Annotated in this window: 27 protein-coding genes, 2 tRNA genes and 1 other RNA gene; 20 read left to right on the top strand and 10 right to left on the bottom strand. The window is 71.8% G+C overall.

Going from position 1 to position 24945, the window contains the following annotated elements; genetic code table 11:
* Positions 1-23 precede the first annotated feature (23 nt).
* On the top strand, positions 24-503 hold the full coding sequence (locus P4R38_RS18890) for a pyridoxamine 5'-phosphate oxidase family protein (RefSeq protein ID WP_277193509.1): 480 nt from the start codon (positions 24-26) through the stop codon (positions 501-503).
* Between the two features lie 14 nt (positions 504-517).
* Here the strand turns inward: P4R38_RS18890 and P4R38_RS18885 are convergent, their stop codons facing one another.
* On the bottom strand, positions 518-1720 hold the full coding sequence (locus P4R38_RS18885) for a RimK family alpha-L-glutamate ligase (protein WP_275238157.1): 1203 nt from the start codon (positions 1718-1720) through the stop codon (positions 518-520).
* A gap of 16 nt (positions 1721-1736) precedes the next feature.
* Here P4R38_RS18885 and P4R38_RS18880 point away from each other — a divergent pair, with 16 nt between their 5' ends.
* Both P4R38_RS18880 and P4R38_RS18875 read left to right on the top strand, forming a co-directional pair.
* On the top strand, positions 1737-2219 hold the full coding sequence (locus P4R38_RS18880) for an ATP-dependent zinc protease family protein (RefSeq protein WP_277193508.1): 483 nt from the start codon (positions 1737-1739) through the stop codon (positions 2217-2219).
* Between the two features lie 38 nt (positions 2220-2257).
* On the top strand, positions 2258-3118 hold the full coding sequence (locus P4R38_RS18875) for an NAD(P)-dependent oxidoreductase (RefSeq protein ID WP_277193507.1): 861 nt from the start codon (positions 2258-2260) through the stop codon (positions 3116-3118).
* Positions 3119-3172: 54 nt separating this feature from the next.
* On the opposite strand, the gene P4R38_RS18870 is transcribed toward P4R38_RS18875, so the two are convergent.
* A tRNA-Ser gene (locus P4R38_RS18870) sits at positions 3173-3262 on the bottom strand.
* A gap of 149 nt (positions 3263-3411) precedes the next feature.
* Between P4R38_RS18870 and P4R38_RS18865 the strand changes: the two genes are divergently transcribed.
* From P4R38_RS18865 to P4R38_RS18855, 3 genes are all read left to right on the top strand, one after another.
* A complete protein-coding gene (locus tag P4R38_RS18865) occupies positions 3412-4428 on the top strand; it encodes a metallophosphoesterase (protein ID WP_277193505.1) in 1017 nt (338 codons plus the stop codon).
* Positions 4429-4661: 233 nt separating this feature from the next.
* Positions 4662-4991 (top strand): PRC-barrel domain-containing protein, encoded by a 330-nt coding sequence (locus tag P4R38_RS18860; RefSeq protein WP_275238161.1) that lies wholly within the window; start codon positions 4662-4664, stop codon positions 4989-4991.
* A 66-nt stretch (positions 4992-5057) separates the two neighbouring features.
* On the top strand, positions 5058-5930 hold the full coding sequence (locus tag P4R38_RS18855) for an SDR family oxidoreductase (RefSeq protein ID WP_275238162.1): 873 nt from the start codon (positions 5058-5060) through the stop codon (positions 5928-5930).
* Between the two features lie 79 nt (positions 5931-6009).
* On the opposite strand, the gene P4R38_RS18850 is transcribed toward P4R38_RS18855, so the two are convergent.
* The 4 genes from P4R38_RS18850 to P4R38_RS18835 all read right to left on the bottom strand — a co-directional run bounded on the left by P4R38_RS18850 (position 6010) and on the right by P4R38_RS18835 (position 8691).
* A complete protein-coding gene (locus P4R38_RS18850) occupies positions 6010-6786 on the bottom strand; it encodes a sigma-70 family RNA polymerase sigma factor (RefSeq protein ID WP_277193504.1) in 777 nt (258 codons plus the stop codon).
* A gap of 172 nt (positions 6787-6958) precedes the next feature.
* A complete protein-coding gene (locus tag P4R38_RS18845; RefSeq protein WP_277193503.1) occupies positions 6959-7852 on the bottom strand; it encodes an ABC transporter substrate-binding protein in 894 nt (297 codons plus the stop codon).
* 3 nt (positions 7853-7855) lie between these two features.
* The gene (locus P4R38_RS18840) at positions 7856-8401 is read right to left on the bottom strand and encodes a LytR C-terminal domain-containing protein (protein WP_277193502.1); all 546 of its coding nucleotides are present in this window, start codon (positions 8399-8401) and stop codon (positions 7856-7858) included.
* Complete coding sequence (locus P4R38_RS18835) at positions 8398-8691, bottom strand: type II toxin-antitoxin system VapB family antitoxin (protein ID WP_275238166.1); 294 nt, start codon at positions 8689-8691, stop codon at positions 8398-8400. The genes P4R38_RS18840 and P4R38_RS18835 overlap by 4 nt, the downstream gene beginning before the upstream one ends.
* Positions 8692-8803: 112 nt before the next feature.
* Here P4R38_RS18835 and P4R38_RS18830 point away from each other — a divergent pair, with 112 nt between their 5' ends.
* A complete protein-coding gene (locus P4R38_RS18830) occupies positions 8804-10375 on the top strand; it encodes a helicase HerA-like domain-containing protein (RefSeq protein ID WP_277193500.1) in 1572 nt (523 codons plus the stop codon).
* Positions 10376-10424: 49 nt separating this feature from the next.
* On the opposite strand, the gene P4R38_RS18825 is transcribed toward P4R38_RS18830, so the two are convergent.
* Entirely contained in the window at positions 10425-11177 is a 753-nt protein-coding gene (locus P4R38_RS18825; protein WP_275238168.1) for a LytR C-terminal domain-containing protein, read from the bottom strand.
* 331 nt (positions 11178-11508) lie between these two features.
* Here P4R38_RS18825 and P4R38_RS18820 point away from each other — a divergent pair.
* Together P4R38_RS18820 and ffs are read left to right on the top strand one after the other, a co-directional pair.
* Positions 11509-11598 (top strand) — tRNA-Ser (locus P4R38_RS18820).
* 120 nt (positions 11599-11718) lie between these two features.
* Positions 11719-11815: signal recognition particle sRNA small type (gene ffs, locus P4R38_RS18815), an RNA gene on the top strand.
* A gap of 26 nt (positions 11816-11841) precedes the next feature.
* Here ffs and P4R38_RS18810 read toward each other — a convergent pair.
* Entirely contained in the window at positions 11842-12204 is a 363-nt protein-coding gene (locus tag P4R38_RS18810; protein ID WP_277193498.1) for a hypothetical protein, read from the bottom strand.
* A 69-nt stretch (positions 12205-12273) separates the two neighbouring features.
* On the opposite strand from P4R38_RS18810, the gene P4R38_RS18805 reads away from it, so the two are divergent.
* From P4R38_RS18805 to P4R38_RS18780, 6 genes are all read left to right on the top strand, one after another.
* Complete coding sequence (locus tag P4R38_RS18805; protein ID WP_277193496.1) at positions 12274-14628, top strand: DNA polymerase III subunit gamma and tau; 2355 nt, start codon at positions 12274-12276, stop codon at positions 14626-14628.
* Between the two features lie 47 nt (positions 14629-14675).
* A complete protein-coding gene (locus P4R38_RS18800; RefSeq protein ID WP_277193495.1) occupies positions 14676-15344 on the top strand; it encodes a lysophospholipid acyltransferase family protein in 669 nt (222 codons plus the stop codon).
* 108 nt (positions 15345-15452) lie between these two features.
* Positions 15453-16052 carry a recombination mediator RecR gene (recR, locus tag P4R38_RS18795; RefSeq protein ID WP_277193494.1) on the top strand — a complete coding sequence of 200 codons (600 nt, stop codon included), beginning with the start codon at positions 15453-15455 and terminating at the stop codon, positions 16050-16052.
* Positions 16045-16638 carry a DUF5063 domain-containing protein gene (locus tag P4R38_RS18790; protein WP_275238173.1) on the top strand — a complete coding sequence of 198 codons (594 nt, stop codon included), beginning with the start codon at positions 16045-16047 and terminating at the stop codon, positions 16636-16638. Before recR ends, P4R38_RS18790 begins: the two co-directional genes overlap by 8 nt.
* A 47-nt stretch (positions 16639-16685) precedes the next feature.
* Complete coding sequence (locus P4R38_RS18785) at positions 16686-17666, top strand: SDR family NAD(P)-dependent oxidoreductase (protein ID WP_277193493.1); 981 nt, start codon at positions 16686-16688, stop codon at positions 17664-17666.
* On the top strand, positions 17666-18145 hold the full coding sequence (locus tag P4R38_RS18780; protein ID WP_277193492.1) for a DUF427 domain-containing protein: 480 nt from the start codon (positions 17666-17668) through the stop codon (positions 18143-18145). Before P4R38_RS18785 ends, P4R38_RS18780 begins: the two co-directional genes overlap by 1 nt.
* Positions 18146-18148: 3 nt before the next feature.
* Here P4R38_RS18780 and P4R38_RS18775 read toward each other — a convergent pair whose 3' ends face one another.
* Both P4R38_RS18775 and P4R38_RS18770 read right to left on the bottom strand, forming a co-directional pair.
* Positions 18149-18856, bottom strand: a complete 708-nt coding sequence (locus P4R38_RS18775; RefSeq protein ID WP_277193491.1) for a GAF and ANTAR domain-containing protein — start codon at positions 18854-18856, stop codon at positions 18149-18151.
* A gap of 118 nt (positions 18857-18974) precedes the next feature.
* The gene (locus P4R38_RS18770; protein WP_277193490.1) at positions 18975-19379 is read right to left on the bottom strand and encodes a ChaB family protein; all 405 of its coding nucleotides are present in this window, start codon (positions 19377-19379) and stop codon (positions 18975-18977) included.
* Between the two features lie 253 nt (positions 19380-19632).
* Between P4R38_RS18770 and P4R38_RS18765 the strand changes: the two genes are divergently transcribed.
* The 5 genes from P4R38_RS18765 (at position 19633) to P4R38_RS18745 (ending at position 24938) form a co-directional block, all read left to right on the top strand.
* On the top strand, positions 19633-20379 hold the full coding sequence (locus P4R38_RS18765) for a GAF and ANTAR domain-containing protein (RefSeq protein WP_277193489.1): 747 nt from the start codon (positions 19633-19635) through the stop codon (positions 20377-20379).
* Between the two features lie 126 nt (positions 20380-20505).
* On the top strand, positions 20506-21774 hold the full coding sequence (locus P4R38_RS18760; RefSeq protein WP_277193488.1) for an aspartate kinase: 1269 nt from the start codon (positions 20506-20508) through the stop codon (positions 21772-21774).
* A complete protein-coding gene (locus P4R38_RS18755) occupies positions 21771-22808 on the top strand; it encodes an aspartate-semialdehyde dehydrogenase (protein WP_277193487.1) in 1038 nt (345 codons plus the stop codon). Before P4R38_RS18760 ends, P4R38_RS18755 begins: the two co-directional genes overlap by 4 nt.
* A 6-nt stretch (positions 22809-22814) precedes the next feature.
* Complete coding sequence (locus tag P4R38_RS18750) at positions 22815-23897, top strand: aspartate-semialdehyde dehydrogenase (protein ID WP_275238181.1); 1083 nt, start codon at positions 22815-22817, stop codon at positions 23895-23897.
* Between the two features lie 216 nt (positions 23898-24113).
* Positions 24114-24938: a hypothetical protein gene (locus P4R38_RS18745; protein ID WP_277193486.1), complete on the top strand. Its 825-nt coding sequence runs from the start codon at positions 24114-24116 to the stop codon at positions 24936-24938.
* Positions 24939-24945 lie beyond the last annotated feature (7 nt).

Below are 24945 nucleotides of genomic sequence, written 5' to 3'. Positions count from 1 at the left end.
CACGACACAGGAGAGGCGTCGAGATGGCTGAGGCAGGAACCCCGGAGAAGGTCGCCGAGCTGGTCAAGGACGTGAAGGTCGCGATGCTGACCTTCGTCGACCCGAGCGGTCGGCTGATGAGCAAGCCGATGGCCACCCAGGACGTCGACTTCAGCGGCGACATCTGGTTCATCGGCGAGCGCGACAGCCACAAGTCGCGGGCGATCCAGCAGGACTCCCGCGTCAACGTCGCCTACGCCGGGCGCGGGACCTGGGTCTCGGTCGATGGCCGCGCGGAGGTCGTGGACGACGTCGCCCGGCTGAAGGACCTGTGGAACACCTTCACCGACGCCTGGCTGGAGGGTGGCCCGGAGAACCCGAACAACGTGCTGATCCACGTCGCCGGCGAGAGCGCGGAGTACTGGGACTCACCGGGCGGCAAGGTCGTCCAGGTCGCGAACCTGGTGAAGGCCAAGGCGACCGGCGAGCGGTACGAGGGCGAGAACGAGCAGGTCGAGCTGTAGCGAACCCGGGCCGGTCAGGAGGCGTCGGCCTCGGGAGTGATCGGCTGCTTGGGCAGGCGACGCACCTTCGCCCGGCGGCGACGTCGCTCGGGGATCATCGAGCGCATCTCCTCGAGCTTGCCGAAGCACAGCAGCCGGTCCTGCGACTCCAGCACCAGGCCGTGGCGCGGGTTCGGGATGACGGCCGTGCCGCGGTGCACCGTCAGCACGGTGATGTCGCGCTCCTCCAGGCCGGACTCGCGCAGCGTCTTTCCGACCAGGTCGGCGCTGCCGTGGACGACCAGCTCCGCGACGCCGTACCCCGTGGAGACAGTGAGGCGCTGGCGTACGTCGATCTCCGGGAAGGCGACCTGGTTGGCGATGTAGTCGATGATCGCGCCGGCGACGTCGAGCTTGGTGGCGGTCTCGATGCCCTCCAGCCCGGGGGAGGAGTTGACCTCCATCACCAGCGGCCCGTCGGCGCCCTCCAGCATGTCGACGCCCGCGACGCGCAGGCCCATGATCTGGGCCGAGCGGACCGCGGTCTCCTCGTACTCCTTCGGCAGCTCGACCGGCTCGACCGACCCGCCCCGGTGGACGTTCGAGCGGAACTCGTCGCCGTGCGCCCGCCGACGCATCGCGGCGACCACCCGGTCGCCCACCACGAGCGCACGGATGTCGCGGCCGCGCGACTCCTTGATGAAGCTCTGGATGAGGACGTTCTGCTTGGTGCTGTGCAGCGTCTCGATGATCGCCTCGGCGACCTTGATCTCCGGGGCGAGGATGACGCCGATGCCCTGGGTGCCCTCCAGCAGCTTGATGACGACCGGTGCGCCCCCGACCCGCTCGATCGCCGGGCGGACGTCCGCGCGGTTGCGCACGAACGTCGTCGCGGGCATGCCGATGTTGTGCCGGGACAGGATCTGGGTGGCCCGCAGCTTGTCGCGCGCGTTGCTGATGCCGTTGGCGGTGTTCGGCGTGTAGACGTCCATCTGCTCGAACTGCCGCACGACCGCCGTACCGAAGTAGGTGATCGAGCTGCCGATCCGCGGGACGATCGCGTCGTAGTCCGACAGCGGTCGGCCGCGGAACTGCAGGTCAGGTTCCTCACCGGTGAGGTCGATCGCGAAGCGCAGGGTGTTGAGGACCTTGACCTCGTGACCGCGCTCGATGGCGGCACTGCGCAGTCGTTGGGTGGAGTAGGCGCGAGGCGCGCGGGAGAGGATTGCGAGCTTCATCCGATTACCTGGAAAGATGGGGCGGGTGTCAGAGCCGCCCCATTCAACCATCGTGGGCTGGCGTGAGTGGGTGCGGTTGCCAGGTGCCGGAGTTCCGTGGATCAAGGCCAAGATCGACACCGGCGCGCGCTCGTCCTCTCTGCACGCCTTCGACGTCGAGGAGCTCGACCGCGACGGCGTGCCCTGGGTCCGCTTCTCGGTCCACCCGTGGCAGCACACCGACAGCGACGCGGTCGTGGTGGAGCGCCCGATCCACGACCGACGCCTGGTCCGCAGCTCCTCCGGTCACGCCGAGGACCGCATCGTGGTGCTCCTCGACCTCGTCCTGGTACGCCGCCGGCTGAGCGCCGAGGTGACGCTCACCAACCGCGACGCCATGGGGTTCCGGATGCTGGTGGGTCGCGAGGCGCTGGAGCGCGGGTACGTCGTGGACGCCCGCCGCTCCTGGGTGGGCGGCCGGCCGCGCCTGGCCACCCGCCGCAAGAACGCCGGCCGCTGAGCCGGAACACCTGACCGCCGCGCCCGGTTGCCGCGTACATGGCTGAGACGAAGCAGCAGGTGGTGGCCGTCCTCGGGACGGGGACGATGGGCGCCGGGATGGCGCGGTCGGCGGCGCGCGCCGGCCACGACGTACGGGTGTGGAACCGGACGCGGTCCCGCGCCGAGTCGCTGAGCTCCGACGGGATCGACGTGGCGGGCTCTGTCGCCGACGCGGTGAGGGGAGCGGACGTCGTCGTCACGATGCTCTTCGACACCGACGCCGTGCTGGCCGTGACCGACGAGCTGGTCGGCGCGATCGAGGACGACGCAGTATGGGTGCAGAGCTCGACGGTCGGCCCGGACGGCATGGCCCGCATCGCCGACGCGGCGAGCACCGATCGGCTCCTCGACGCGCCGATGCTCGGGACGAAGCAGCCGGCCGAGCAGGGATCGCTGGTCGCGCTGGTGTCCGGCCCGCACGCGCTGGTCACCGCGGCGACGCCGACCCTCGACGCACTGACCAGCAAGGTCGTCCGCGCAGGCGACGCGCTCGGTCAGGCCAGCGGGCTGAAGCTGGCGTGCAACGCCTGGATCGCCTCCATCACCGCCGCCGCCGCGCAGTCCGTCGCGCTCGCCGAGGGCCTCGGGCTGGACGCGCGTACTTTCCTGGAGGCGCTCGACGGGGGCGCGAGCAGTGCGCCGTACCTGCAGATGAAGGGGAAGGCGATGATCGAGGGCGCGTACGAGCCGTCGTTCGCGCTGGACGGAATGCTGAAGGACACCGGGCTGATCCGCGACGCGTTGGCGAAGGTCGGCCTGCGCACGGACGTCATCGACGGGCAGCGGGCGGTGTTCGAGCAGGCGTCGAAGGACGGCCACGGCGACCAGGATATGGCCGCGGTCCGCCTCGCCTTCTGAGGGAACCCACGACGTGCGAAAGCCCCCGGGAGCAGTGCTCCCGGGGGCTTCGACTGGCGGTGGCGGTGGGATTTGAACCCACGGTGGAGTTGCCCCCACACACGCTTTCGAGGCGTGCTCCTTAGGCCGCTCGGACACGCCACCGCCGACGAGAGTACCCGAGCGCCCGCCGCGGGCGAAATCGACCCTCGGCGCACCTGCGATGTTCACCGCCGCGTCCGCCTCGCCGTCGTCCGGCGTTCATCGGGCGGCGCTGCGATGAGGCGTTCGGCCCCACATCGAAAGGTCCCCCGATGCGTACGCGCACCCCCATCGCTCTGGCCGCTGCCGCCGCGAGCGCCCTCTCCCTCGCTGCTCCGGCGTACTCCGCGGGCAACGGCTCGAACCACGACTACACGCTCGCCGTCATCGGCGACGTGCCGTACGGCGCCGAGCAGATCCAGAAGTTCCCCGCCTGGATCGACGAGATCAACGCCGACCCCGACGTGCGCTACGACGTCCACCTCGGCGACATCAAGAACGGCTCGACCCGCTGCGACACCGAGTACTTCCAGTGGGTGAAGGGCCAGTTCGACCGGTTCCGTGACCCGCTGGTCTACACGCCGGGCGACAACGAGTGGACCGACTGCCACCGTGCCAACAACGGCGCGTACAACCCGCTCGAGCGGCTCCAGGCTGTCCGGGACACCTTCTTCACCCGTCCGAACCTCACCAACGGACGCTCGCAGCACGTGAACACCCAGGCGAGCGAGGGCCTCCCGGAGAACGCGGCGTTCTCGCGCAACGGCGTGGAGTTCGCGGCCGTGCACGTGGTCGGCAGCAACAACGACCTCGCGCCGTGGACCGGCCTCGGCAAGACCGCCGCGACGCCCGAGCAGACCACCGAGCAGGCGAACCGGATGACCGCCTCCATCTCGTGGGTGCGCCAGGCGTTCGAGCGGGCCAAGGGCCAGCACGGCCGCGCGGTCGTCCTGATGATGCAGGCCGACATGTTCGACCCGACCTACGATGTGCCGCGCGCCAACAACTCGGCGTTCGACCCGCTGGTGGCCGAGATCGCCTCGCAGACCAAGGCTTTCGGAAAGCCCGTCTACCTGCTCAACGGCGACAGCCACATCTACGACTCGGACAACCCGCTCGCGCCGGGCTCGAAGTGGCTGAGCTTCTACGGGCTCAAGGAGGGCGTGAACAACTTCCACCGCGTCACCGTCGACGGCTCGGACAACAACAAGGACTGGCTCAAGCTGACCGTGACCGGCGCGTCGAACGCCACGCCGCTCACCTGGGAGCGCGTCCCGTACCAGCACTGAACGGTCGGCGTCCGCTCACCGCGTCGGGCGATCTCGCCCGCGCGGTCGGCTCGCAACCCCGTGTCGAACCCACCGGCAAAAGGTAAGGAGGAGCACATGCATGCGTGTGCTCCTCGCCAAGTTCTGCCGTAGGTGGACGGTGATCGGGGATCCCTGGGTTAGACCGCCGCCACGGCGGGTAACCCCGGGGGCAAGCCCGCATGAGCGGGCAGCGACGTCGGCCGAGGAGAGCGATGCGTCCCACCGCTCCACACGGAGTCGATCTCGTCGGCCGCTCGGTGCTCGACAGCGCCGGTCGGCGGATCGGAGCGGTCCAGGACATCCTCGTCGACGTGCAGTCGAACGCCGCCGAGTGGTTGGTCGTCGGTGAGCAGCCCACGCACATCGGGCACGCGGTCCCGATGGCGTGCGTCATCGTCCAGCGTCGGGGCGGTGGTGTCGTGGTGCCCTTCGACCGCGGGACGGTCGAGTCCTCCCCGGACGTCGAGCTGGACGAGGGCGTGACCGTCGACGAGGAGATGGCGCTGCTGCGGTTCTGGGACTTCGCGCGCGGCCGCCGCTGAGGACGTGTCACCACCACCGTCGACGGGTAAAGCGGAGTCACCGCGTAGTGAAACGGAGGCATCACCATGTCCGAGCAGGACGAGCCCACGTCCGGATTCCCCGCCCAGCAGCAGACCCTGCCAGGTCGTACGGACGCGATGGACCCGCCGCCGGACCACGGTGAGCACAGCTACCGGGGCTGCGGGCGCCTGGAGGGGATCCGCGCGCTGATCACCGGCGGTGACTCCGGGATCGGCCGCGCGGTCGCGATCGCCTTCGCGCGTGAGGGAGCGGACGTCGCACTGTCCTACCTCCCCGAGGAGCAGGGGGACGCCGAGGAGACGGCCAGCTGGGTCCGGGAGACCGGCCGGACGGCCGCCCTCTGCCCGGGTGACCTCACCGAGCAGCACACCTGCGAGGAGGTCGCCGGCAAGGCGGTGCAGGAGCTCGGCGGCCTGGACGTCCTGATCAACAACGCCGGCGTGCAGATGGCGCGCGACGACGGGCTGGAGGACATGAGCGTCGAGCGCATCGACCGGGTCCTGAAGACCAACCTGTACGCCCTGCTCTGGCTGACCCAGGCGGTCCTCCCGCACCTGCACAAGGGCAGCAGCATCATCAACGTCAGCTCGATCCAGGCGTACCAGCCGTCGACGTCGCTGCTGGACTACGCGGCGACCAAGGCCGGCATCAACAACCTGACCGTGAACCTGGCGGCCGAGCTCGGACCCAAGGGCATCCGCGTGAATGCGGTGGCGCCCGGCCCGATCTGGACGCCCCTGCAGCCGGCGACGCAGCGCCCGGAGAAGCTGGAGAGCTTCGGCACGGACACCCCGCTCGGTCGCGCCGGTCAGCCGGCCGAGGTGGCACCGGCCTTCGTCTACCTCGCCTCGCCGCGAGAGGCGGGCTACGTCTCCGGCACCGTGGTCGGTGTCACCGGCGGCAAGCCGGTCTTCTGACGTACGCCGGCCGGACGGCTCGGCCGGCCCGCGTCGACGGCCACGCGGGCGGGCAGGCCGAGCGGGCAGGGCGAGCGCGTCAGCCGACCTGGCGCCGCAGCCGGTCGAGGATGCCGCGCAGCAGGCGGGACACCTGCATCTGGCTGACACCGATGTGCGTGCCGATCTGCCGCTGGGTGAGGTTGTCGACGTACCTCATCCGCACGATGAGACGCTCCCGCGGGGTGAGCCGGTGCAGGACCGGCTGCAGCGACACCATCGCGTCGACGCCGGTGTACGCGTCGTGGGGGTCGGCGACCGAGTCGCCCAGGGTCAGCTCGTTGACGCCGATCATCGGTGCGTCCAGGGAGGCGGACCGGTACTGGTCCTGCAGCAGCTCGGCGTGCTCCACCACCTCGAGCTCGAGCCCGAGGTGCTCGGCGAGCTCCTGCGGCGTGGGCAGACGCTGCAGGAACTGCGTCAGCTGATCGCCCGCCTGGCGTACGTCGTGGTGCGCCTCCTGCAGGGAGCGCGGCGGCCGGACGGCCCAGCCGTGGTCGCGGAAGTGCCGCTTGATCTCGCCGGTCATCGTGGGGACGGCGAACGCGATGAAGCCGTGGCCGACGCCCGGCTTGTAGCGCCGGGCGGCCTGCACCAGGCCGACCATGGCGACCTGCTCCAGGTCGTCGGGGTCGACACCCCGCTCGGTGAACCGCCGGGCGACGCTGCGGGCCAGCCCCCGGTGCCGCAGGACCACCTCGTCGCGCAGCGCGGCCGCTGCGGCGGGATCGGTCTCGGCCGCCGCCTGCTCGAGGAGCTCCTCGGCGGTGCTGTCGTCATCGGGGGCAGGCGGAGGCGTGGGCAGGGGCAGGCTCATCGTGGCTCTCAGACGGTCAAGGACTGTCCAGCCACTTTGCTTGAGCTGGGGCGCTGGCCTTAGCAGAGCACATCTATGTGCCTTGCTCAAGGCGTTCACACCATATGCGTCCGGTCCGACCGACGACGGCCGGGCGGACCGGAGCGGACGGCAGCACCGCCGTTCCGGCTTCTCAGCGGAGGCGAACCGCGATCCGCGGATCGGGCGTTCCGGCGTGATCCGCGTGCATGATCGCGGCGAGCGCCTCGACGCCGTCGGCGAGGCGCGGACCGGGACGGGCGAAGGAGGCGTTCGCGTCCACCGCCCACACCGGCACCCCGGCCGGCAGCGCCGCGTGCGCGAGCAGCTCGCGGGTGAGCTCGGCGGACCGGGCCAGGTCGAACCCGCACGGAGCGCTGACCACGACGTCGGGTGCGCACGCCCGGACCGCGTCCCAGGTGGTGCGCGTCGACGGGGCGCCGACCTCGCCGAGCACGCTCACGCCGCCGGCGGTCTCGACCATCTCGGGCACCCAGTGTCCGGGCGCGAACGGCGGGTCCGTCCACTCCAGGACCAGGCACCGCACGGGCGACGCACCGACCACGGACCGGCGTACGGCGGCGGTCCGCTCCCGCAGGTCCGAGGCCAGCCGCCTCGCCTCGGCGAGCCGGCCGGTGGCACGGCCGATCTGCTCGACCGAGGCCCAGACCGCCTCCAGGGTGGACGGGTCGGTCGTGACGACGTCGGCGGTGCAGCCGAGGAAGTCCAGCGCGTCGTGGACCTCGCTCACGTCCACCGCGCAGACCGCGCAGAGGTCCTGGGTGACGACGACATCGGCGTCGAGCCCGAGCAGCGCCTGGCGGTCCAGCCGGTAGATGTCCTCGCCGGCCCGCATCCGCTCGGCGACGGCGGCGTCGATCTGGGCGGGGGTGAGCCCGTCCGGCAGGGCGGAGGTGGACACGACCCGGGCCGTCGTGCGGGCGGTCTGCGGGAAGTCGCACTCGAACGTCACGCCGACGACGTCGTCACCGGCGCCGATCGCGTGCAGGATCTCGGTGGCGGACGGCAGCAGCGAGACGACGCGCACGGCTCAGCAGGCCGCCGTCGTCGGTGCGGGCTTCGGGGGAGCGGTCGGGATCGAGGGGAAGGCCGAGCCGACGACCACGTCGACGCTGGTGTCGGTCCGCCCGTCCTGCACCAGCTGGGCGCCGGGGGCGAGCGTGTGGATGTACTGGCTCGCGGCACCCTCGCCCGAGGCCCCGAACCGGATCTCGCCGACGCCGGCGATGCGCTTCTTGTACGGGTCGTTGCCGACGACGCCCACGTCGAAGCCTCGCGACTTCATCGCCAGCGCCACGTCGTTCGCTCGGCCCTGCTGGCCGCCGGCGTTGTAGATGTTGAGCCGGAAGGCGGACTGCGGGTCGACGGTCGGAGTGGCCGTCACCGTGCAGGTGGGCGTCGCCGCCTGCTGCCCGGGGAGCTTGTTCTGGACGTACAGCACCGAGTACACGAACGTCGCCACGACCAGGATCCCGACCAGGCTGATGACGGCGACCGCCCGGCGGTGCCGGCGGCGGCGCGCACGGGCGAGACCCGTCTCGTACGGGCGACGGTGGTGCGGGGCAGGCTGGCTCACAGGTCGAGCACCCGTGCGTGCAGGACGGGACGCTGCTGCAGCGCGGCGCGCAGGGCGCGGTGCAGGCCGTCCTCGAGGTAGAGGTCGCCGCGCCACTGCACGACGTGGGCGAACAGGTCGCCGTAGAAGGTGGAGTCCTCGGACAGCACGATCTCCAGGTCGAGGTGCCGCTTGGTGGTGATGAGCTCGTCCAGCCGGACCATCCGCGGCGCGACGGGGCTCCAGTCGCGCGGGGTCTCCAAGCCGTGGTGCGGATAGGGTCGTCCCTCGCCCACTGCCTTGAAGATCACGCACCGCAGTGTAAGTGGGTGGCCTGTACCCGCGGCGGAGCGCCCCGACCGCCCTCGTGTCGCTGCGCCGGACGACGCGTCCGAGCGCCTCTCGCGGGCTAGTGTCGGGCGCGTGACTGACTCGAGCATCGTCGACACGATCAGGTCCGGATACACCTTCGAGGGTGGGGCGCTCGACCTCGGTGCGGCCGTCGTCGACGGCACGGCGCACGCCGACGTCCCCGTCCGCCTCCCGCTGGCCATGATGAACCGGCACGGGCTGGTCGCCGGCGCCACCGGCACCGGCAAGACCAAGACGTTGCAGCTGATGGCCGAGCAGCTCGCCGGCCAGGGCGTGCCCGTCTTCCTCGCCGACATCAAGGGCGACCTGTCCGGTATGGCCTCACCCGGCGAGTCCAACGACAAGATCGCCGCGCGGGCCGGCGAGGTCGGTCAGCAGTGGGCGGCGACCGCCTACACCACCGAGTTCCTGTCGCTGGGCGGCCTGGGCAAGGGCGTCCCGATCCGGGCGACCGTGACCTCGTTCGGCCCGACGCTGCTGTCGAAGGTGCTGGGGCTGAACGACACCCAGGAGTCCAGCCTGGGCCTGGTCTTCCACTACGCCGACCAGCAGGGCCTGGCGCTGCTGGACCTCAAGGACCTGCGGGCGGTCATCCAGCACCTCACGTCGGACGAGGGCAAGGCGGACCTGAAGACGCTCGGCGGTCTCTCCTCCGCGACGGCCGGCGTGATCCTGCGCAACCTCATCTCCTTCAGCGACCAGGGCGCCGATGTGTTCTTCGGGGAGCCGGAGTTCGACACCGCCGACCTGCTGCGCGTCGGCCAGGACGGCACGGGCATCGTGACGTGCCTGGAGCTGCCGGCCGTCCAGGACCGCCCGGCGCTCTTCTCGACGTTCCTGATGTGGCTGCTGGCCGACCTCTTCCACGACCTGCCCGAGGTGGGCGACGCCGAGAAGCCCAAGCTGGTGTTCTTCTTCGACGAGGCGCACCTGCTGTTCGACGACGCCTCGAAGGCCTTCCTGGACTCCATCGAGCAGACCGTCCGGCTCATCCGGTCCAAGGGCGTCGGCGTGTTCTTCGTGACCCAGACGCCGAAGGACGTGCCCTCCGGCGTGCTCGCCCAGCTCGGCAACCGCGTCCAGCACGCCCTGCGCGCCTTCACCCCCGAGGACGCCAAGGCGCTCAAGGCGACCGTGCAGACGTTCCCCCACAGCGGGTACGACCTGGAGGAGCTGCTGACCCAGATCGGCACCGGAGAGGCGGTCGTCACCGTCCTGTCCGAGAAGGGCGCGCCGACGCCCGTCGCGTGGACCCGGATGCGGGCGCCGCAGTCGCTGATGGCCCCTTCACCCGAGGCGACCGTCGACGGCGTCGTGAACGCCTCGCCGCTGAAGCCGAAGTACGCCGAGGCGCTGGACCGGGAGTCGGCGTACGAGAAGCTCAGCGCCCGGCTGCAGAACGCCCCGGCCGCGGACGACCAGGCGCCGGCTCCCGCGGGCGCGCCCTCCCCGCCGCCGGCGCAGGGCGCACCGAAGTCGCCGAAGCAGGCCAAGGAGCAGCCGGGCATGGTCGAGCAGGTGGTGAAGTCGAGGGCGTTCAAGTCGGCGCTGCGCTCGGCCGGCACCGTCATCGGCCGGGAGATCACTCGTAGCCTGTTCGGGACGGCGCGCCGCCGCCGCTGACGATGCCTTCCGTGCACGAGCGGGCACGGAAGGTGAGGTTGATCGTCGGTCAGCAGCCGGGGGGACGGGGCACGGTCGGGGTCGGTGCGGGCGTGGCCTGCGCCGTGGGCACCAGCGCCGTGTAGTGGTTGCCGATGACGACGTCCACGGTGTTGTCCTGGCGACCGTCCTGCTGCAGCTTCGCGCCCTTGAGCTGCAGGGCGACCCGTCGCGCGGCCGGCTCGCCGCGCTCGCCGGAGATGATGTACGCCACGTCGTTCGGCAGGAACCGCCGGCGCGGGTCGTTGTCGTTGGACAGGATCTGGAAGCCGCGCGCTCGCATGGCCGCGGCGACCTGACCGGACAGCCCGGCGCGGTAGGTCGTGTTGTACACGTTGATCTGGACGTCCTTGGCCGGCGTCGGCGGCAGCGGCACCAGGCCGAACGCGTCCCCGATGACGAGGTCGACCGTCGGGTTGCTGCGGTCGTCCTCGGTGAGGACCGGGTTCTTGACCTGCGTCGCGAGCGTGAGCGCGATCTGCAGGCCGCCCTTGCCGTACCGGATCTCCGCGGCCTTGGGGACCGGCCGATCGTCCATCAGGCTCTGCGACTTTGTTTCCAGCACGTGGAAGCCGCGCCAGCCCAGCTGCTTGGACGCGCGCCCCGCGGCGCCGTTCTGGTTGCCCGCGTTGACGATGTTGAGGTAGATCGTCGACGGCGCGATCTTCACCGTCGGCTTCGGGACGGTGGTCGGGCAGCTGGGGGTCGCCTTGGGCTCCTCCCCGCGAGCGCCGCCGCCGCAGCCGGCGACAGCCATGCTCATGACGACGGCAGCACCGGCGAGCGCTACTGCGCCTCGTCGTGTCTCCCCACGCATCCCTACCCCATACCTCGCGTCCTGACGGGTCTTCAGTGTGACGGCTCCACCGTCGCCTGCCGACAGGCGGGCTGTCACGATTCCATGACGTCTCGCCGCAGCTCCGCGTTGTCGTGGTATTGCGACCTGCTCCTACTCTGACGCGGATCGGGTTCGGGTGGGTCGGCACGTCCCACATTACGGACCGCCCGGCTCGGCGGCTCGGTCCGGGCTCGCGGTGACGGCTCCCGGAGGAGCCGATTTCGGGGTGACCGGTCGGACCTGTACTGTGCTCCGCGGAGGATTCGCATAGTGGCCTAGTGCGCACGATTGGAAATCGTGTTGGGGATGAAACCCCTCGCGGGTTCAAATCCCGCATCCTCCGCCACGTCGAAGGGACCGGTCGGTGCGACCGGTCCCTTTCGCGTTGCCCGGCAGGTCGCGTGGCCCTCGGGCGGGCCGGTCGACTGGATTCGCGAGTGCAGGCAGCGCTGGCCTAGAGTGTGGCCTCGGCCCCCCACGTGGCGGTACCTCTCCGAACTCCCCCAGGGCAGGAATGCAGCAAGGGTAGGTGAGCTCTTCCGGGTACGTGGGGGGTCCTTGGGTCTCCCCGCCCGTCACGCTCCGCCCGTCACGCCGGCCCGGGGCGCCGACCGGCCGGAGGGGCGTCGCCCGCCTCGGCCCACACCTCGACCAGCTCGGCGATGCCGTGCTCGTCGGCGGTGACGAACGTCGCGACGTAGTGCGTCTCCTCGGCGTCGAACACCCGCGCTCGTCCGGCGGCGCGCTCGCCCACGCCGACGACGTCCTCCCACACGAAGCGCCAGGACCCGGGGTAGTCGCGGTTGACCGCGACGAACCCGTCCCGGTCGAAGGTCTCGCCGGTGTGGACGTACCGGCCCGAGAACGCGGGGGAGAGCACCCGCGCCAGGTCGTCCCACCGCTGGTCGTCGATCGTCTCGGCAAGGGCTCGGAGCAGGTCCACGGCGTCCATGGGCGGAGTGTTCCGCCGGCCACCGACAGCCCGGAGCCGCCGTCCCCGCTCGGGGATAGGGTCGCCCACGTGACGCTTCCTGCCTCGTCGGCTCTCTACCGCCGATACCGACCCGAGTCGTTCGCCGACGTCATCGGCCAGGAGCACGTGACCGAGCCGCTCATGCAGGCGCTGCGGACCGGCCGGGTCAACCATGCCTACCTGTTCAGCGGGCCGCGCGGGTGCGGCAAGACGACCAGCGCCCGCATCCTGGCGCGCTGCCTCAACTGCGAGCAGGGCCCGACGCCGACGCCGTGCGGCGAGTGCGCCTCCTGCGTCGCACTGGCCCGCGGCGGCTCCGGCTCGGTCGACGTCATCGAGATCGACGCAGCCAGCCACGGCGGTGTCGACGACGCGCGCGACCTGCGCGAGCGGGCGTCGTACGGCCCGGCGCAGAGCCGGTTCAAGATCTACATCATCGACGAGGCGCACATGGTGACGCCGCAGGGCTTCAACGCGCTGCTGAAGATCGTCGAGGAGCCGCCGGAGCACGTGAAGTTCGTCTTCGCGACGACCGAGCCCGAGAAGGTCATCGGCACGATCCGCTCCCGGACCCACCACTACCCGTTCCGGCTTGTCCCGCCGGGGCTGCTCTCCGACTACATGCAGCGGCTCTGCGACGCCGAGGGCGTGCAGGTCGAGCCGGGCGTGCTGTCGTTCGTCACGCGCGCCGGCGGGGGCTCGGTGCGTGACTCGCTGTCCGTCCTCGACCAGCTGATCGCCGGCTCGGGGGACGAGGGACTGACGTACGCCGGTGCCGCGTCGCTGCTCGGGTTCACCGACGGTGAGCTGCTCGACGCCACCGTGGACGCGCTCGCGGTGCGCGACTCGGGGTCGGTGTTCCGCCAGATCGACCGGGTGATCGAGTCCGGCCACGACCCGCGCCGGTTCATCGAGGACCTGCTGGAGCGGTTGCGCGACCTGATCATCGTGGCCGCCGTGCCGGAGGGCGCCGCCCAGGTGCTGCGGACGATCCCGGAGGACCAGCTGGAGCGGATGCGTCAGCAGGCCTCGGCGTTCGGCGACGGTGCGCTGTCGCGGGCCGCCGACATCGCCAACGCCGGTCTCACCGAGATGACCGGCGCGACCGCGCCGCGGCTGCAGCTCGAGCTCATCTGTGCGCGCATCCTGCTGCCGGCCGCGTCCGGCGAGCAGGGGTACGCCGCCCGGCTGGACCGCCTCGAGCGTCGCCTCGACATGGGTCAGCTCCCGCCGACTCCGGCGGGCCAGGCCTCGGCGCCCGCCCGGCCAGCGGGCCCGGTCGCGGCTCCGGCCGCTGCTGCGCCGGACCCGTCGCCGGAGCGCGTCGAGGCACCGGCGACGTCGGTGTCGGTGTCGGCGTCGCCGTCCACGTCGCAGGCGTCCGCCGAGTCCTCGAGCGCGCCGCAGCAGTCCGAGCAGGCCGCGTCCGAGCGGCCCGACGATGCTGCCGCGACGTCGACCCCCACCCCTGCGCCGGAGGTCGTGCCGAGTCCGGCGCCGCCGCCGAAGCCGGGCGCCATCGACACCGACGCCATCCGGCGGGAGTGGCCGACCGTCCTCGACCGCATCGCGCAGACCAAGCGGGTCACCTGGGCGCTGGTCTCCCAGAGTGCGCAGGTCCTGGACTACGACGGTGAGCGGCTGCTGCTCGGGACGACCACCGCCGGGCTGGCCGAGACGTTCCGCCGCGGTCCGCACCCCGACATCGTCCGGCAGGCGCTGAACGCCGCGCTGGGCGTGGACGTGCGAGTGGAGGCGACGCCGCACGACGGGCCGCCTCCGGCCGCAGCCCCGCCGCCGGCCGGTCCGCAGACCGGTTCGGGTGAGCCGAGCGGCGAGGGACCGGGCTTCGTCGACTCCGGTGAGCAGCGCCCCGCGACGTCCGAGGCGACGACTCGTCCTCCCGCTCCCTCGCCGGGCGCGGGTGGCTCGTCGACCGCGGCGGACGCGCAGGCCCTCGGCGCCGCCACGCCGCGAGGCGGCTGGGACGCCGGCCCGGCCGACAGCTGGGGTGCCCCGACCGCTCCGCCGCCACCGTGGGCGTCCGGCGGCGAGTCGCCGTCCGACGCGTCCGCGCCGGATGTCGTGGGCTCGGGTCCGCGGTCCGAGCCGTCGCGCGGCGAGCGGCCGAAGACCGCCGCGCCCGCCGCGGCCAGCGGGGGGACGCGCTCGGGTGAGGGTGCGGCCGGCTCGGCCGGTGGCTTGAACGACGGGCTGACGCCACGGCAGCGGGCGATGCGAGCCGCGCGGGCGAGCTCGGCCCAGGCGTCCGACACCCCGGCCCGAGGCGCTGACGACAGCGTCGCCGACCGCGACGACGAGAACATCGAGGACTCCGGCGCCGTCGGCGTACCGGTCATCCAGAGCGTCCTCGGCGGCACCGTCATCCACGAGGGCGAGTAGTCACCGGCCCGGGCGAGACCCGCGCGAGCCCGCACTAGGGTTGGGCCGTGCTCTACCTCACGTCCCGGATGGTCGTGGCGCCCGCGCTGCGAGCCGTGTTCCGACCGACCGTCGAGGGCGCACACCACGTCCCGCGCTCGGGTGCGGTGATCCTGGCCAGCAACCACCTGTCGTTCGTCGACTCCGTGGTGATCCCGACGGTCGCGCCGCGGCAGGTCCACTTCCTCGCCAAGGCCTCCTACTTCACCGGGTCCGGCCCCAAGGGCGCCGCGATGCGGATGTGGATGACCTCGATGGGCATGATCCCCGTCGAGCGTGACGACAAGAAGGCCGCGAGCAACTCGCTGGAGATCGCGCTCGGGGTGCTGCGCCGGGGCGGTGCGTTCGGCATCTACCCGGAGGGGACGCGCTCGCGGGACGGCCGCCTCTACCGCGGGCGTACGGGCGTCGCGCACCTCGCGCTCGAGACCGGCGCCCCCGTCGTCCCCGTGGGGCTGTCGGGCACCCAGGAGATCCAGCCGATCGGCTCCAACCGTCCGAAGGTCGCGCACGCGACGATCCGGTTCGGTGAGCCGCTGCGCCTCGCCGAGCGGTACGCCGGGGTGCCGGCCGGGAAGGCCCGTCGTCAGGTGACCGACGAGATCATGGCCGCCATCCACGACCTCACCGGGCAGGAGCTCGCGGGCGTCTACAACGAGCACCCGCCTGCGTCCTGACGATCATCGGGCGCATCCGTCGACCCGTCTGCACGGAATGTCGGGCCGGTCGTCGGGGTGGTCGGCGGGCGGTGGGCGTCGTCGGACCGGGGCACTACGCTCGCGAGGGTGTACGAAGGTGTGGTCCAGGACCTGATCGACGAGCTCGGCCGGCTGCCCGGCATCGGGCCCAAGTCGGCGCAGCGCATCGCGTTCCACCTGCTGCAGGCCGACCCCGCCGACGTCCAGCGGCTGACCGAGGTCCTCACGGTCGTCCGGGAGAAGGTGCGGTTCTGCGAGACGTGCTTCAACGTCGCCGAGGCAGAGCAGTGCCGGATCTGCCTCGACCCGCGCCGCGAGGCCACCCAGATCTGTGTGGTGGAGGACCCCAAGGACGTCATCGCACTGGAGCGCACCCGGGAGTTCCGTGGCCGCTACCACGTGCTGGGCGGCGCGATCAGCCCGATCGACGGCGTCGGCCCCGACGACCTGCGCATCACCGAGCTGATGCGCCGGCTCGCTGACGGCGCGGTCGAGGAGATCATCCTCGCGACCAACCCGAACCTGACGGGAGAGGCGACCGCCGCGTACCTCGCCCGACTGCTGAGCACCATGGGCCTGCGGGTCACCCGGCTGGCGTCCGGGCTGCCGGTGGGCGGCGACCTGGAGTACGCCGACGAGGTCACTCTCGGCCGCGCCTTCGAAGGACGGAGACTGCTCGATGCCTGACATCACCACGCCGACCGAGCCCGGGCCGCCGGAGCACGCCGACCTCGCGGGGCTCGCCCAGGACACCGCCCGCGACGTCCGCGACTTCAGCACCGCCGTGCGCGACATCGCTGCCGGAGTGGCGCCGGACGCCGCAATTCCGTTGCTGCTGCTGGTGATCAGCCAGCTGCAGGTCACCGGCGCTCGGCTCGGGGCCATCCAGGACGTCCTGCCGGACGAGCGGTTCGAGCCGGACTCCGGGCCGGAGATCGACCACGACGCCCTGCGTACCTCGCTCGCCAACCTGCTCGAGGGCCTCGACGACTACGCCGACGTCGTGGACCCGCTGACCTCCGTGGAGCTGGGACGCGGCGCGCTCAGCGACGACCTCGCCGGCATCGTGGCCGCGCTCGAGCACGGCCTGGCCCACTACGACCAGGACCGCGTCGTCGAGGCGATGTGGTGGTGGCAGTTCTCCTACCTGTCGGAGTGGGGCGTGCGAGCCTCGGCCGCGCTCCGGGTGGTGCTGACGATCCTCGGCCACCTGCGACTGGACGCCGACGAGGAGACCGTCGCCGACGCGGAGTTCGACGCGCTGCACCCCTAGCCGCGGTCGGCGGTTGCAGCGCGGCCTCCTCGGGGTAGGAGTGGTGGATGGACGCAGCACGCACGGTGTCGCAGGCGCTGGACACCCTGATGGACCGCGCCGTCGTGCCGGGGTACTCCACGATCGGCATTCGCGTACGCCGGCGCCTGCCGACCTGGCCGGACGACCCTCCGCCCGACGCGCTCGCCGGGCGGAACGTCCTGGTCACCGGCGCCTCATCCGGCCTCGGCGCGCAGTGCGTCGCCGATCTCGCCGCACTGGGCGCGCACGTCCACCTGGTCGTCCGTGACGTGCAGAAGGGGCAGCGGGTCGCCGACCGCATCCCCGCACCGGCCGGGACCACGGTGTGGCGCTGCGACCTGTCCGACCTCGACAGCGTTGCCGAGCTCGCCGAGTCGTTGCTCGCCCTCGGGCAACCGCTGACCGGCATCGTCCACAACGCCGGGGTCATGCCGCCGGAGCGCGCCGAGTCGCCGCAGCACCACGAGCTGTCGCTGGCGGTCCACGTCCTCGGCCCGGTCGCGCTGACCGAGCGGCTGCGACCGCTGCTGCGCGGCCAGCACGCCCGCGTCGTCCTGGTCACCTCCGGCGGGATGTACGTGCAGCCGCTCCCGCTGGACGACCTCGAGTACGAGCGCGAGCTGTACCGGCCGGCCACCGCGTACGCTCGCAGCAAGCGGATCCAGGTCGCGCTGCTGCCGACGTTGCAGGAGCGGTGGGGCGCGGACGGCATCCAGGTGTACGGGATGCACCCGGGCTGGGCGGACACACCCGGGGTCACCGAGTCGTTGCCCCGGTTCGCCACCGTCATGGGGCCGGTCCTGCGGCCCACCGGTCAGGGCGCCGACACGACCGGGTGGCTGCTGGCGACGCCGCACCCGCCGCCGGGCGGCGGACTGTGGCACGACCGTCGGGAGCGCCCGACCGACTACTCCTCGCGGACCCGGACCTCTGCGCAGGAGCGCCGTCGGCTGTGGGAGTGGGTCAGCAACGCCGCACGCGTGAATGCCGTCGAGGAGGCGTCCTGATGTCCACCGAGCGCCCGGTCGAGTCGGTCTGGGACTACCCGCGACCGCCGGCCGTCGACGCGTCGGGGGAGACGGTCGAGGTGCACCTCGACGGCCGCTGCATCGCGCGGACGGGCTCGCCGCTGCGGGTCCTGGAGACGAGCCACCCGCCGACGTACTACCTGCCGCGCTCGGCGTTCGAGCGGGGCGTGCTGGTCCCGGTGCCCGGCACGACGTTCTGCGAGTTCAAGGGCGAGGCGGCGTACTTCGACGTCGTGGTCGATGAGGCGCGGGCTCCTCGGGCGGCGTGGTTGTACCCGCACCCCTCGCCGGGGTACGAGCGGCTGGCCGACCACGTCGGCGTGATGCCGGGGGCGATGCAGGGCTGCTACGTCGACGGCGAGCGGGTCACACCGCAGGAGGGGTCGTTCTACGGCGGCTGGATCACCTCGCGGGTGACGGGGCCGTTCAAGGGCGCGCCGGGCACCCTCCACTGGTGAGCCTCAGCGGGCCCCGCCGCTCGGCTCGGTGTCAGGGAGGCTTCGCGTCAGGACGAGCCGCTCGGCCACCTCACGCAGCTTGAGGTTGTAGTTCTGCGAGTAGCGGCGCAGCACCTCGAACGCCTGGTCCTGGTCGAGACGGTGCCGCTCCATCAGGATGCCCTGCGCCTGGCCGATGAGCCCGCGGGCGTCGAGCGCCGTACGGAGCCCGTCCTGGGTGCGGGCCGCGTCCAGGGCCAGCGCCGCATGCCGGGCGAAGATCGTCATGAAGCCGACCTCCTCGGGGGTGAAGGTGCGGGGTCGCCGCCAGAACAGGTTCACCGCGCCCATCCGGCGACCGTTCGCGTCGGACAGCTCGGCACCCATGGCGCTGCCGACGCCCAGGTCGGCAGCCCGCGGCGCCCATCGGGGCCATCGCGGATTGGTCCGCAGGTCGGACGAGACCAGGGTGTCCTGCTCCCACGCGCTGTCGTGGCAGGGGCCCTCGTCGAGCTCGTCCTGCAGCTCGTCCAGCCGACGCACGAGCGGATCGGTCGGCGCGATGGTCTCCAGCTTGCCGCCGCGGCCGATCAGGCTGATGCCGGCGTAGTCGGCGCCCGACTGCTGCTGTGCGAACGCCACCACCTGCTCGGCGGTCTGGGCCGGCGTCTCCGCGGAGTGCAGGTCCTGGGCGAGCTCGGCGATCTCCCGAGCCACCGAATCGTTGTCCATCTCCGGCCTCCTGCTTCCTGGCGCGCCGAACGGTCCGTCCGCGCGGGCGCCACAGTAGATCACCCGCCACCGTCAGCGCGGTTCGAACCTCGCCCGGCGGTGCCCTGTCGCCCCGGTACTACTCGCGGGCGCGGCGGGTCGCCCGGTCGTTGGCGCGTTGGATGGCCTCGACCAGCTCGTCCTTGGTCATCCGGGACCGGCCCTCGACGTCCAGCCGCCGCGCGACCTCCTGCAGGTGCTCCTTCGAGGCGTTGGCGTCGACACCGCCGGCGGTCTCGCCGCCTCGGCGTGCCGCGTCGCCGGTCCTGGCCGCCTGCGCGTCGCTCGGACCCTTCTCGGCCTTGGCCTCCCAGTGGTCGCCCACCTTCTCGAACCCGTGCTTGAGCGCGGCGAACGCCGTCCGGTGGGCGCGCTCACCCTCGCCGTACTGCTCGACCGCCGAGTCGTGCGCGGCCGACCAGGTGTCCCGCGCCTTCTTCGGCGAGCGCTGCAGGGTGCTGGGCAGGTCGTCCTCGTCGGGCATGCGGTACCTCCTCGGTGACGAACCGTCGTGCTCTGGGCGTACCCGGCCCAGGGCGGGACGAATCAGCACGAGGAGCGGCACGGGACGCGCGTACGGCCCCGACCGGCCCGTACGGCAGCCGCTGTTCCGCCTGTGCGCGCCGAGAGCTCGCTGTGTCGTAGAGTTCGGACGAGACGAATCAACGGGTTCAGCAGCCAGCCCCTCGACACCGGTGCGTGACCACGGTCACGCACCGCGATTGTGAGGGTGACAGGTGCCTGACTTGTTCGACGACCGGCTGGCCACGCGCGTGATCGCAATGATGCAGGAGCTGTCGTCGCCGTCCAGTGAGTCCGCGGTGCAGGCCACGGTCGAGACCGCGCGGCTGGTTCCGGGGGCCGAAGAGGCCGGAGTCAGCGTCATCGACCGGGACGGCGGCATCGAGACACAGGCGGTGACCAGCGAGGCCGTACGCATCGCCGACCGCGCCCAGCAGGCCGCTGGCCAGGGGCCGTGGCTGGACGCGATCGGGCACGGGCAGGAGGTGTACGCCGCCCACCTGCCCTCCGACCGGCGCTGGGCCGCGTGGAGCGAGCAGCTGCCCGCCGACATCGGTCTCGGCTCGCTGCTCGCCCTGCCGCTGATCAGCGGCAGCCGCGCGTTCGGGGCACTCACGCTGTACGCACGGCGACCGGACGCGTTCACCACGTCGGCGAGGCTGGCGGCGCGGATCTTCGCGATCCACGCCGCCTCGGTGATCGTGGCGGCGCAGGCCGAGGAGCAGTGGCGCTCGGCGCTGGAGACCCGCACGGTCACCAGCCAGGCGGTCGGGATGGTGATGGAGCGGTTCGCGCTCGGACCCGACGCGGCGTTCGCGGTCCTGCGCCGGCTGTCGATGGACACCAACACCCGGCTGTACGACGTCGCCGAGGACATGGTCAGCACCGGCCGCCTGCCGGGGGACCAGGACGACCTGCCCGACCCGCGGGACGAAGGAGCAGAACCTCTCGTCGAGGGCTGACCGCAGGCGGGAGCACACGGGCCGGACGAACTCCGGTCCGCGATGTGGGCTCCCCGTCTCGCGATCCGGTCGACCTCTAAACTGAGCCTCTCCGTCTGACCTCGATCGTCCGGAGGGCCCTCAGCTGTGAGCCTGGTAGTCCAGAAGTACGGCGGTTCGTCGCTCGCCGATGCCGACAGCATCAAGCGCGTCGCGCGACGCATCGTCGACACCCGCAAGGCCGGCAACCGCGTGTGCGTCGTGGTGTCGGCGATGGGTGACACGACCGACGAGCTGCTCGACCTCGCCGGAGCCGTCAGTCCGAGCCCGCCCGAGCGCGAGATGGACATGCTGCTCACCGCCGGCGAGCGGATGTCGATGGCGCTGGTCAGCATGGCCATCGCCAACCTCGGCGACTCCGCCCGCTCCTACACCGGCTCCCAGGCCGGCGTCATCACCGACGACGTCCACGGCAAGGCGCGCATCATCGACGTCACCCCAGGGCGCATCCAGGAGGCGCTGGACGGTGGCCACATCGTGATCGTCGCGGGCTTCCAGGGCGTCAGCCAGGACACCAAGGAGATCACCACGCTCGGCCGCGGCGGCTCGGACACGACCGCCGTCGCGCTCGCCGCCGCCCTCGAGGCCGACGTCTGCGAGATCTACACCGACGTCGACGGCATCTTCACCGCCGACCCGCGCATCGTGCCGTCCGCCCGCAAGATCGACCGCATCAGCAACGAGGAGATGCAGGAGATGGCGGCCTCCGGCGCGAAGGTGCTGATGCTGCGCTGCGTCGAGTACGCCCGCCGCTTCAACCTGCCGATCCACGTGCGCTCCTCGTTCAGCCACCGCGAGGGCACGTGGGTGTACGAGCCCGACGAAGGAGAGACCGTGGAAGCCCCGATCATCGCCGGCGTGGCGCACGACCGCAGCGAGGCCAAGCTCACCGTGGTGGGCGTCAAGGACAGCCCCGGCAAGGCCGCGCAGATCTTCCAGGCCATCGCCGACGCCGAGATCAACATCGACATGATCGTCCAGAACATCTCGGCCGCGGACACCGGTCGCACGGACGTGTCGTTCACCCTGCCCAAGAGCGACGGGCAGAAGGGCGTGAAGGTCCTGCAGGCGGCCAAGGAGGCCATCGGCTTCGACTCGCTGCAGTACGACGACCAGGTCGGCAAGCTGTCCCTGATCGGTTCGGGGATGCGCAGCCACCCCGGTGTCAGCGCGACCCTGTTCCAGGCGCTCGCCGACGCGGGCATCAACATCGAGATGATCTCCAGCTCGGAGATCCGTGTCTCCGTGGTCACACGGGACGACCAGCTGGACGACGCCGTCCGCGCGGTGCACACCGCGTTCGGGCTGGACACCAGCGAGGGCGAGGCCGTGGTGTACGGGGGGACCGGCCGATGAGCGGGCTGAACGTCGGCGTCGTCGGGGCGACCGGTCAGGTCGGCGCGGTGGTACTCCGGCTGCTCGCCGAGCGGGAGTTCCCGGTGGCGACGCTGCGGCTGTTCGCGTCCGCGCGCTCCGCGGGCAAGGAGATCGAGTGGCAGGGCCGCTCGATCACCGTCGAGAACGCAGAGACGGCCGACCCGAGCGGGCTGGACATCGCGATCTTCTCCGCCGGTGGCGCGACGTCGCGGGCCCTGGCGCCGGCGTTCGCCGCTGCGGGCGTGACCGTCATCGACAACTCCTCCGCCTGGCGGCTGGATCCGCAGGTCCCGCTCGTGGTCTCCGAGGTGAACCCGCAGGACATCGGCAAGGCCGCCAAGAACATCATCGCCAACCCGAACTGCACCACCATGGCGGCGATGCCCGTCCTGAAGCCGCTGACCGACGCGGCGGGGCTCCAGCGGCTCACCGTCGCCACGTACCAGGCGGTCTCGGGGTCGGGACTCGCCGGAGTCGACGAGCTTGCGGGACAGATCCGCAAGGGTGCTGACACCATGGAGCGGCTCACCCACGACGGCTCGGCCGTCGAGCTCGGTGAGCCACACACGTACGTCGCCCCGATCGGTTTCAACGTCCTGCCGATGGCGGGCTCGATCGTCGAGGACGGCCTGGACGAGACCGACGAGGAGCAGAAGCTGCGCAACGAGTCGCGCAAGATCCTCGGCCTGCCGGACCTGAAGGTGGCAGGCACCTGTGTGCGTGTCCCGGTGTTCACCGGCCACTCGCTGTCGGTGCACGCCCAGTTCCAGAAGGCCATCACCCCGGACGAGGCGCGCACGCTGCTCGCCGCCGCCCCGGGTGTCGAGGTCGTCGACGTGCCGACCCCGCTGGGCGCGGCCGGGCAGGACCCCTCGTACGTCGGGCGGATCCGCCAGGACCAGTCGGTGGACGACAACCGCGGACTCGTGCTCTTCATCAGCAACGACAACCTGCGCAAGGGCGCGGCCCTGAACACCGTCCAGATCGCGGAGGTGATCGCAGCCTCGCGCTGATCCGTCATGACCAGACCCTCGATCGCCGTGATCGGCGCCACCGGTGCCGTCGGCGGGACCGCGCTGCAGTTCCTCTCGACCCGTGCCGACATCTGGGGCGACGTGCGGCTCGTCGGCGACGACCGCGAGGTGGGTCAGGCCCGGATGGTGCGAGGTCAGCAGGTCACGATCGAGCCGCTGCGCAAGGAGCTGTTCGCCGAGGTCGACGTGGCGCTGTTCGCGGTGCCCGACACGGTGTCGACCGCGTGGGCGCCGGTGGCCGCCGACCAGGGCTGCGTCGTCGTCGACTGCTCCGGTGCGTTCCGGCAGGACCCCGAGGTGCCGCTCGTCCTGCCCGAGACCAACCCGGCGCAGGTCCGCAAGCGGCCGCGCGGCATCATCACCAGCCCGAACGCCACGACGACCTCGGTCATCACCGCCGTCTCGCCGCTGCACCAGGGCTGGGGGCTCACCGAGCTGGTCGTCACCTCGTTCCAGGCGGTGTCGGGCATCGGTCGCGCCGGTGTGCAGCGGCTGTACGACGAGATCGGCGCCCTGGCGGGCAACCGTCGCGTCGGTCAGGTGCCCGGTGACGTACGGCGGGCCGTGTCGGACCTGCCGGAGACGTCGCCGTTCGCCGGGCCCATCGCGTACAACGTCGTGCCGTTCGCCGGGCGGCTGATGGACGGCGGCTGGACCTCCGAGGAGGTACGGCTCCGGGACGAGTCGCGCAAGATCCTCGGGCTGCCGAGGCTGAAGGTGTCGGCGACGTGCGTCCGGGTGCCGGTCGTGACGGCGCACTCGCTGTCGGTGCACGCGACGTTCGCCAACGAGATCAGCGCCGAGGAAGCGCGTCAGGCTCTGATCGAGGGGCCGAACTACGTTGTGGTGCTCGATGATCCGGGCTCCGGCGAGTTCCCGAACCCCGCGGATGTCGTCGGCTCCGACCCCACCTTCGTGGGTCGCATCCGGCAGTCACCGGACTTCCCGACGTCGCTGGAGATGTTCATCTGCAGCGACAACCTGCGCAAGGGCGCGGCGCTGAACATGGTGCAGGTGGCCGAGCTGGTCGCCGTCGATCTCGGCGCCGTCCTCCCCGTCGACGACTGACCGTTCCGGTGGTCAAGAGGTGAGCCATGGCTCACGGCTGGACCACCACGTGGCGCTGTCCACAGGTGGCGCTGCGTCGATCGCGGCTACCCGTGAGACTGCGGGCCCGTGGACCAACCTCGCCAGGGCGCGCCGCGACGATCATGGCGCGCGTCCGTCACGGCTCCGTTGATCGAGGCGCAGGACGGGGTCGCCTCGCGCAGGCAGCTGCGTTCTGTGGGCGTTACGCGCTGGGACGTCCGCGACGAGGTGGCCGCCGGACGGTGGCGACTCGTCGGCCGCCAGTCGATCGTGCTCGCGCCTGGAGGAGACGAGGCGCGACGGTGGCGAGCGGTGTTCGAGGTGGGTGCCGGAGCCCGGCTGGACGGCGTCAGCGCGCTGATGCACGCCGGCCTGACCGGGTGGCGCCATGACACCATCGACATCTCCGTGCCGCACGGGACGCGCGTGCGCCGCGTCGATGGCGTGACGATCCACGCGCCGCGCCGTCTGGAACCCGCTGTCCTTGCTGGCATCCCACGCGCCCGGCCGGTCGAGGCGGTGCTCCGCGCGGCGTCGTGGGCGCGCTCGGACCGGCAGGCGGCGACGTTGCTCGCGATGGCCGTGCAGCAGCGCCTCGCCCGGCCGGAGCGACTCCTGGCCGCGCTGACCATGACGCGTGGAGCCCGTCGTGGTGCGTTCGTCCGCCGGGTCGTTCACGACGTCTGTGCTGGCGCGGAGTCGCTGGGTGAGCTCGACTTCGCGGTGCTCTGCCGGCGGTACCGCCTACCGACGCCGGAGCGTCAGGTGGTCCGGCACGTCGCTGGTGGGCGGTACTACCTCGACGTCCGGTGGAGGGATTGCGCGCTGGTCGTCGAGATCGACGGCGCGCATCACGGGCTCGGTCTCTCGCCGGTCGACGATGCGCTCCGGCAGAACGCCGTGACGCTCGACGGCGATCTCGTCCTCCGCATCCCGGTGCTCGGGCTCCGGCTGTACGAGCGCCAGTTCATGACCCAGGTCGTGGCGGCGCACGGTCGATCGCACCGGCGTACCGCATGACTGGTGG

The organism is Luteipulveratus flavus (assembly GCF_029439465.1).
Taxonomy (GTDB): domain Bacteria; phylum Actinomycetota; class Actinomycetes; order Actinomycetales; family Dermatophilaceae; genus Luteipulveratus; species Luteipulveratus flavus.
Note: the sequence above shows the minus strand (reverse complement) of the source record. Positions and strands in the feature narration are given on the sequence as shown.

Coding starts and splice junctions, on each gene's coding strand:
- P4R38_RS18890 (WP_277193509.1), top strand. CDS start 24: ATGGCTGAGGCAGGAACCCCGGAGAAGGTCGCCGAGCTGGTCAAGGAC.
- P4R38_RS18885 (WP_275238157.1), bottom strand. CDS start 1,720: ATGAAGCTCGCAATCCTCTCCCGCGCGCCTCGCGCCTACTCCACCCAA.
- P4R38_RS18880 (WP_277193508.1), top strand. CDS start 1,737: ATGGGGCGGGTGTCAGAGCCGCCCCATTCAACCATCGTGGGCTGGCGT.
- P4R38_RS18875 (WP_277193507.1), top strand. CDS start 2,258: ATGGCTGAGACGAAGCAGCAGGTGGTGGCCGTCCTCGGGACGGGGACG.
- P4R38_RS18865 (WP_277193505.1), top strand. CDS start 3,412: ATGCGTACGCGCACCCCCATCGCTCTGGCCGCTGCCGCCGCGAGCGCC.
- P4R38_RS18860 (WP_275238161.1), top strand. CDS start 4,662: ATGCGTCCCACCGCTCCACACGGAGTCGATCTCGTCGGCCGCTCGGTG.
- P4R38_RS18855 (WP_275238162.1), top strand. CDS start 5,058: ATGTCCGAGCAGGACGAGCCCACGTCCGGATTCCCCGCCCAGCAGCAG.
- P4R38_RS18850 (WP_277193504.1), bottom strand. CDS start 6,786: ATGAGCCTGCCCCTGCCCACGCCTCCGCCTGCCCCCGATGACGACAGC.
- P4R38_RS18825 (WP_275238168.1), bottom strand. CDS start 11,177: ATGAGCATGGCTGTCGCCGGCTGCGGCGGCGGCGCTCGCGGGGAGGAG.
- P4R38_RS18810 (WP_277193498.1), bottom strand. CDS start 12,204: ATGGACGCCGTGGACCTGCTCCGAGCCCTTGCCGAGACGATCGACGAC.
- P4R38_RS18790 (WP_275238173.1), top strand. CDS start 16,045: ATGCCTGACATCACCACGCCGACCGAGCCCGGGCCGCCGGAGCACGCC.
- P4R38_RS18785 (WP_277193493.1), top strand. CDS start 16,686: ATGGACGCAGCACGCACGGTGTCGCAGGCGCTGGACACCCTGATGGAC.
- P4R38_RS18780 (WP_277193492.1), top strand. CDS start 17,666: ATGTCCACCGAGCGCCCGGTCGAGTCGGTCTGGGACTACCCGCGACCG.
- P4R38_RS18775 (WP_277193491.1), bottom strand. CDS start 18,856: ATGGACAACGATTCGGTGGCTCGGGAGATCGCCGAGCTCGCCCAGGAC.
- P4R38_RS18770 (WP_277193490.1), bottom strand. CDS start 19,379: ATGCCCGACGAGGACGACCTGCCCAGCACCCTGCAGCGCTCGCCGAAG.
- P4R38_RS18755 (WP_277193487.1), top strand. CDS start 21,771: ATGAGCGGGCTGAACGTCGGCGTCGTCGGGGCGACCGGTCAGGTCGGC.
- P4R38_RS18750 (WP_275238181.1), top strand. CDS start 22,815: ATGACCAGACCCTCGATCGCCGTGATCGGCGCCACCGGTGCCGTCGGC.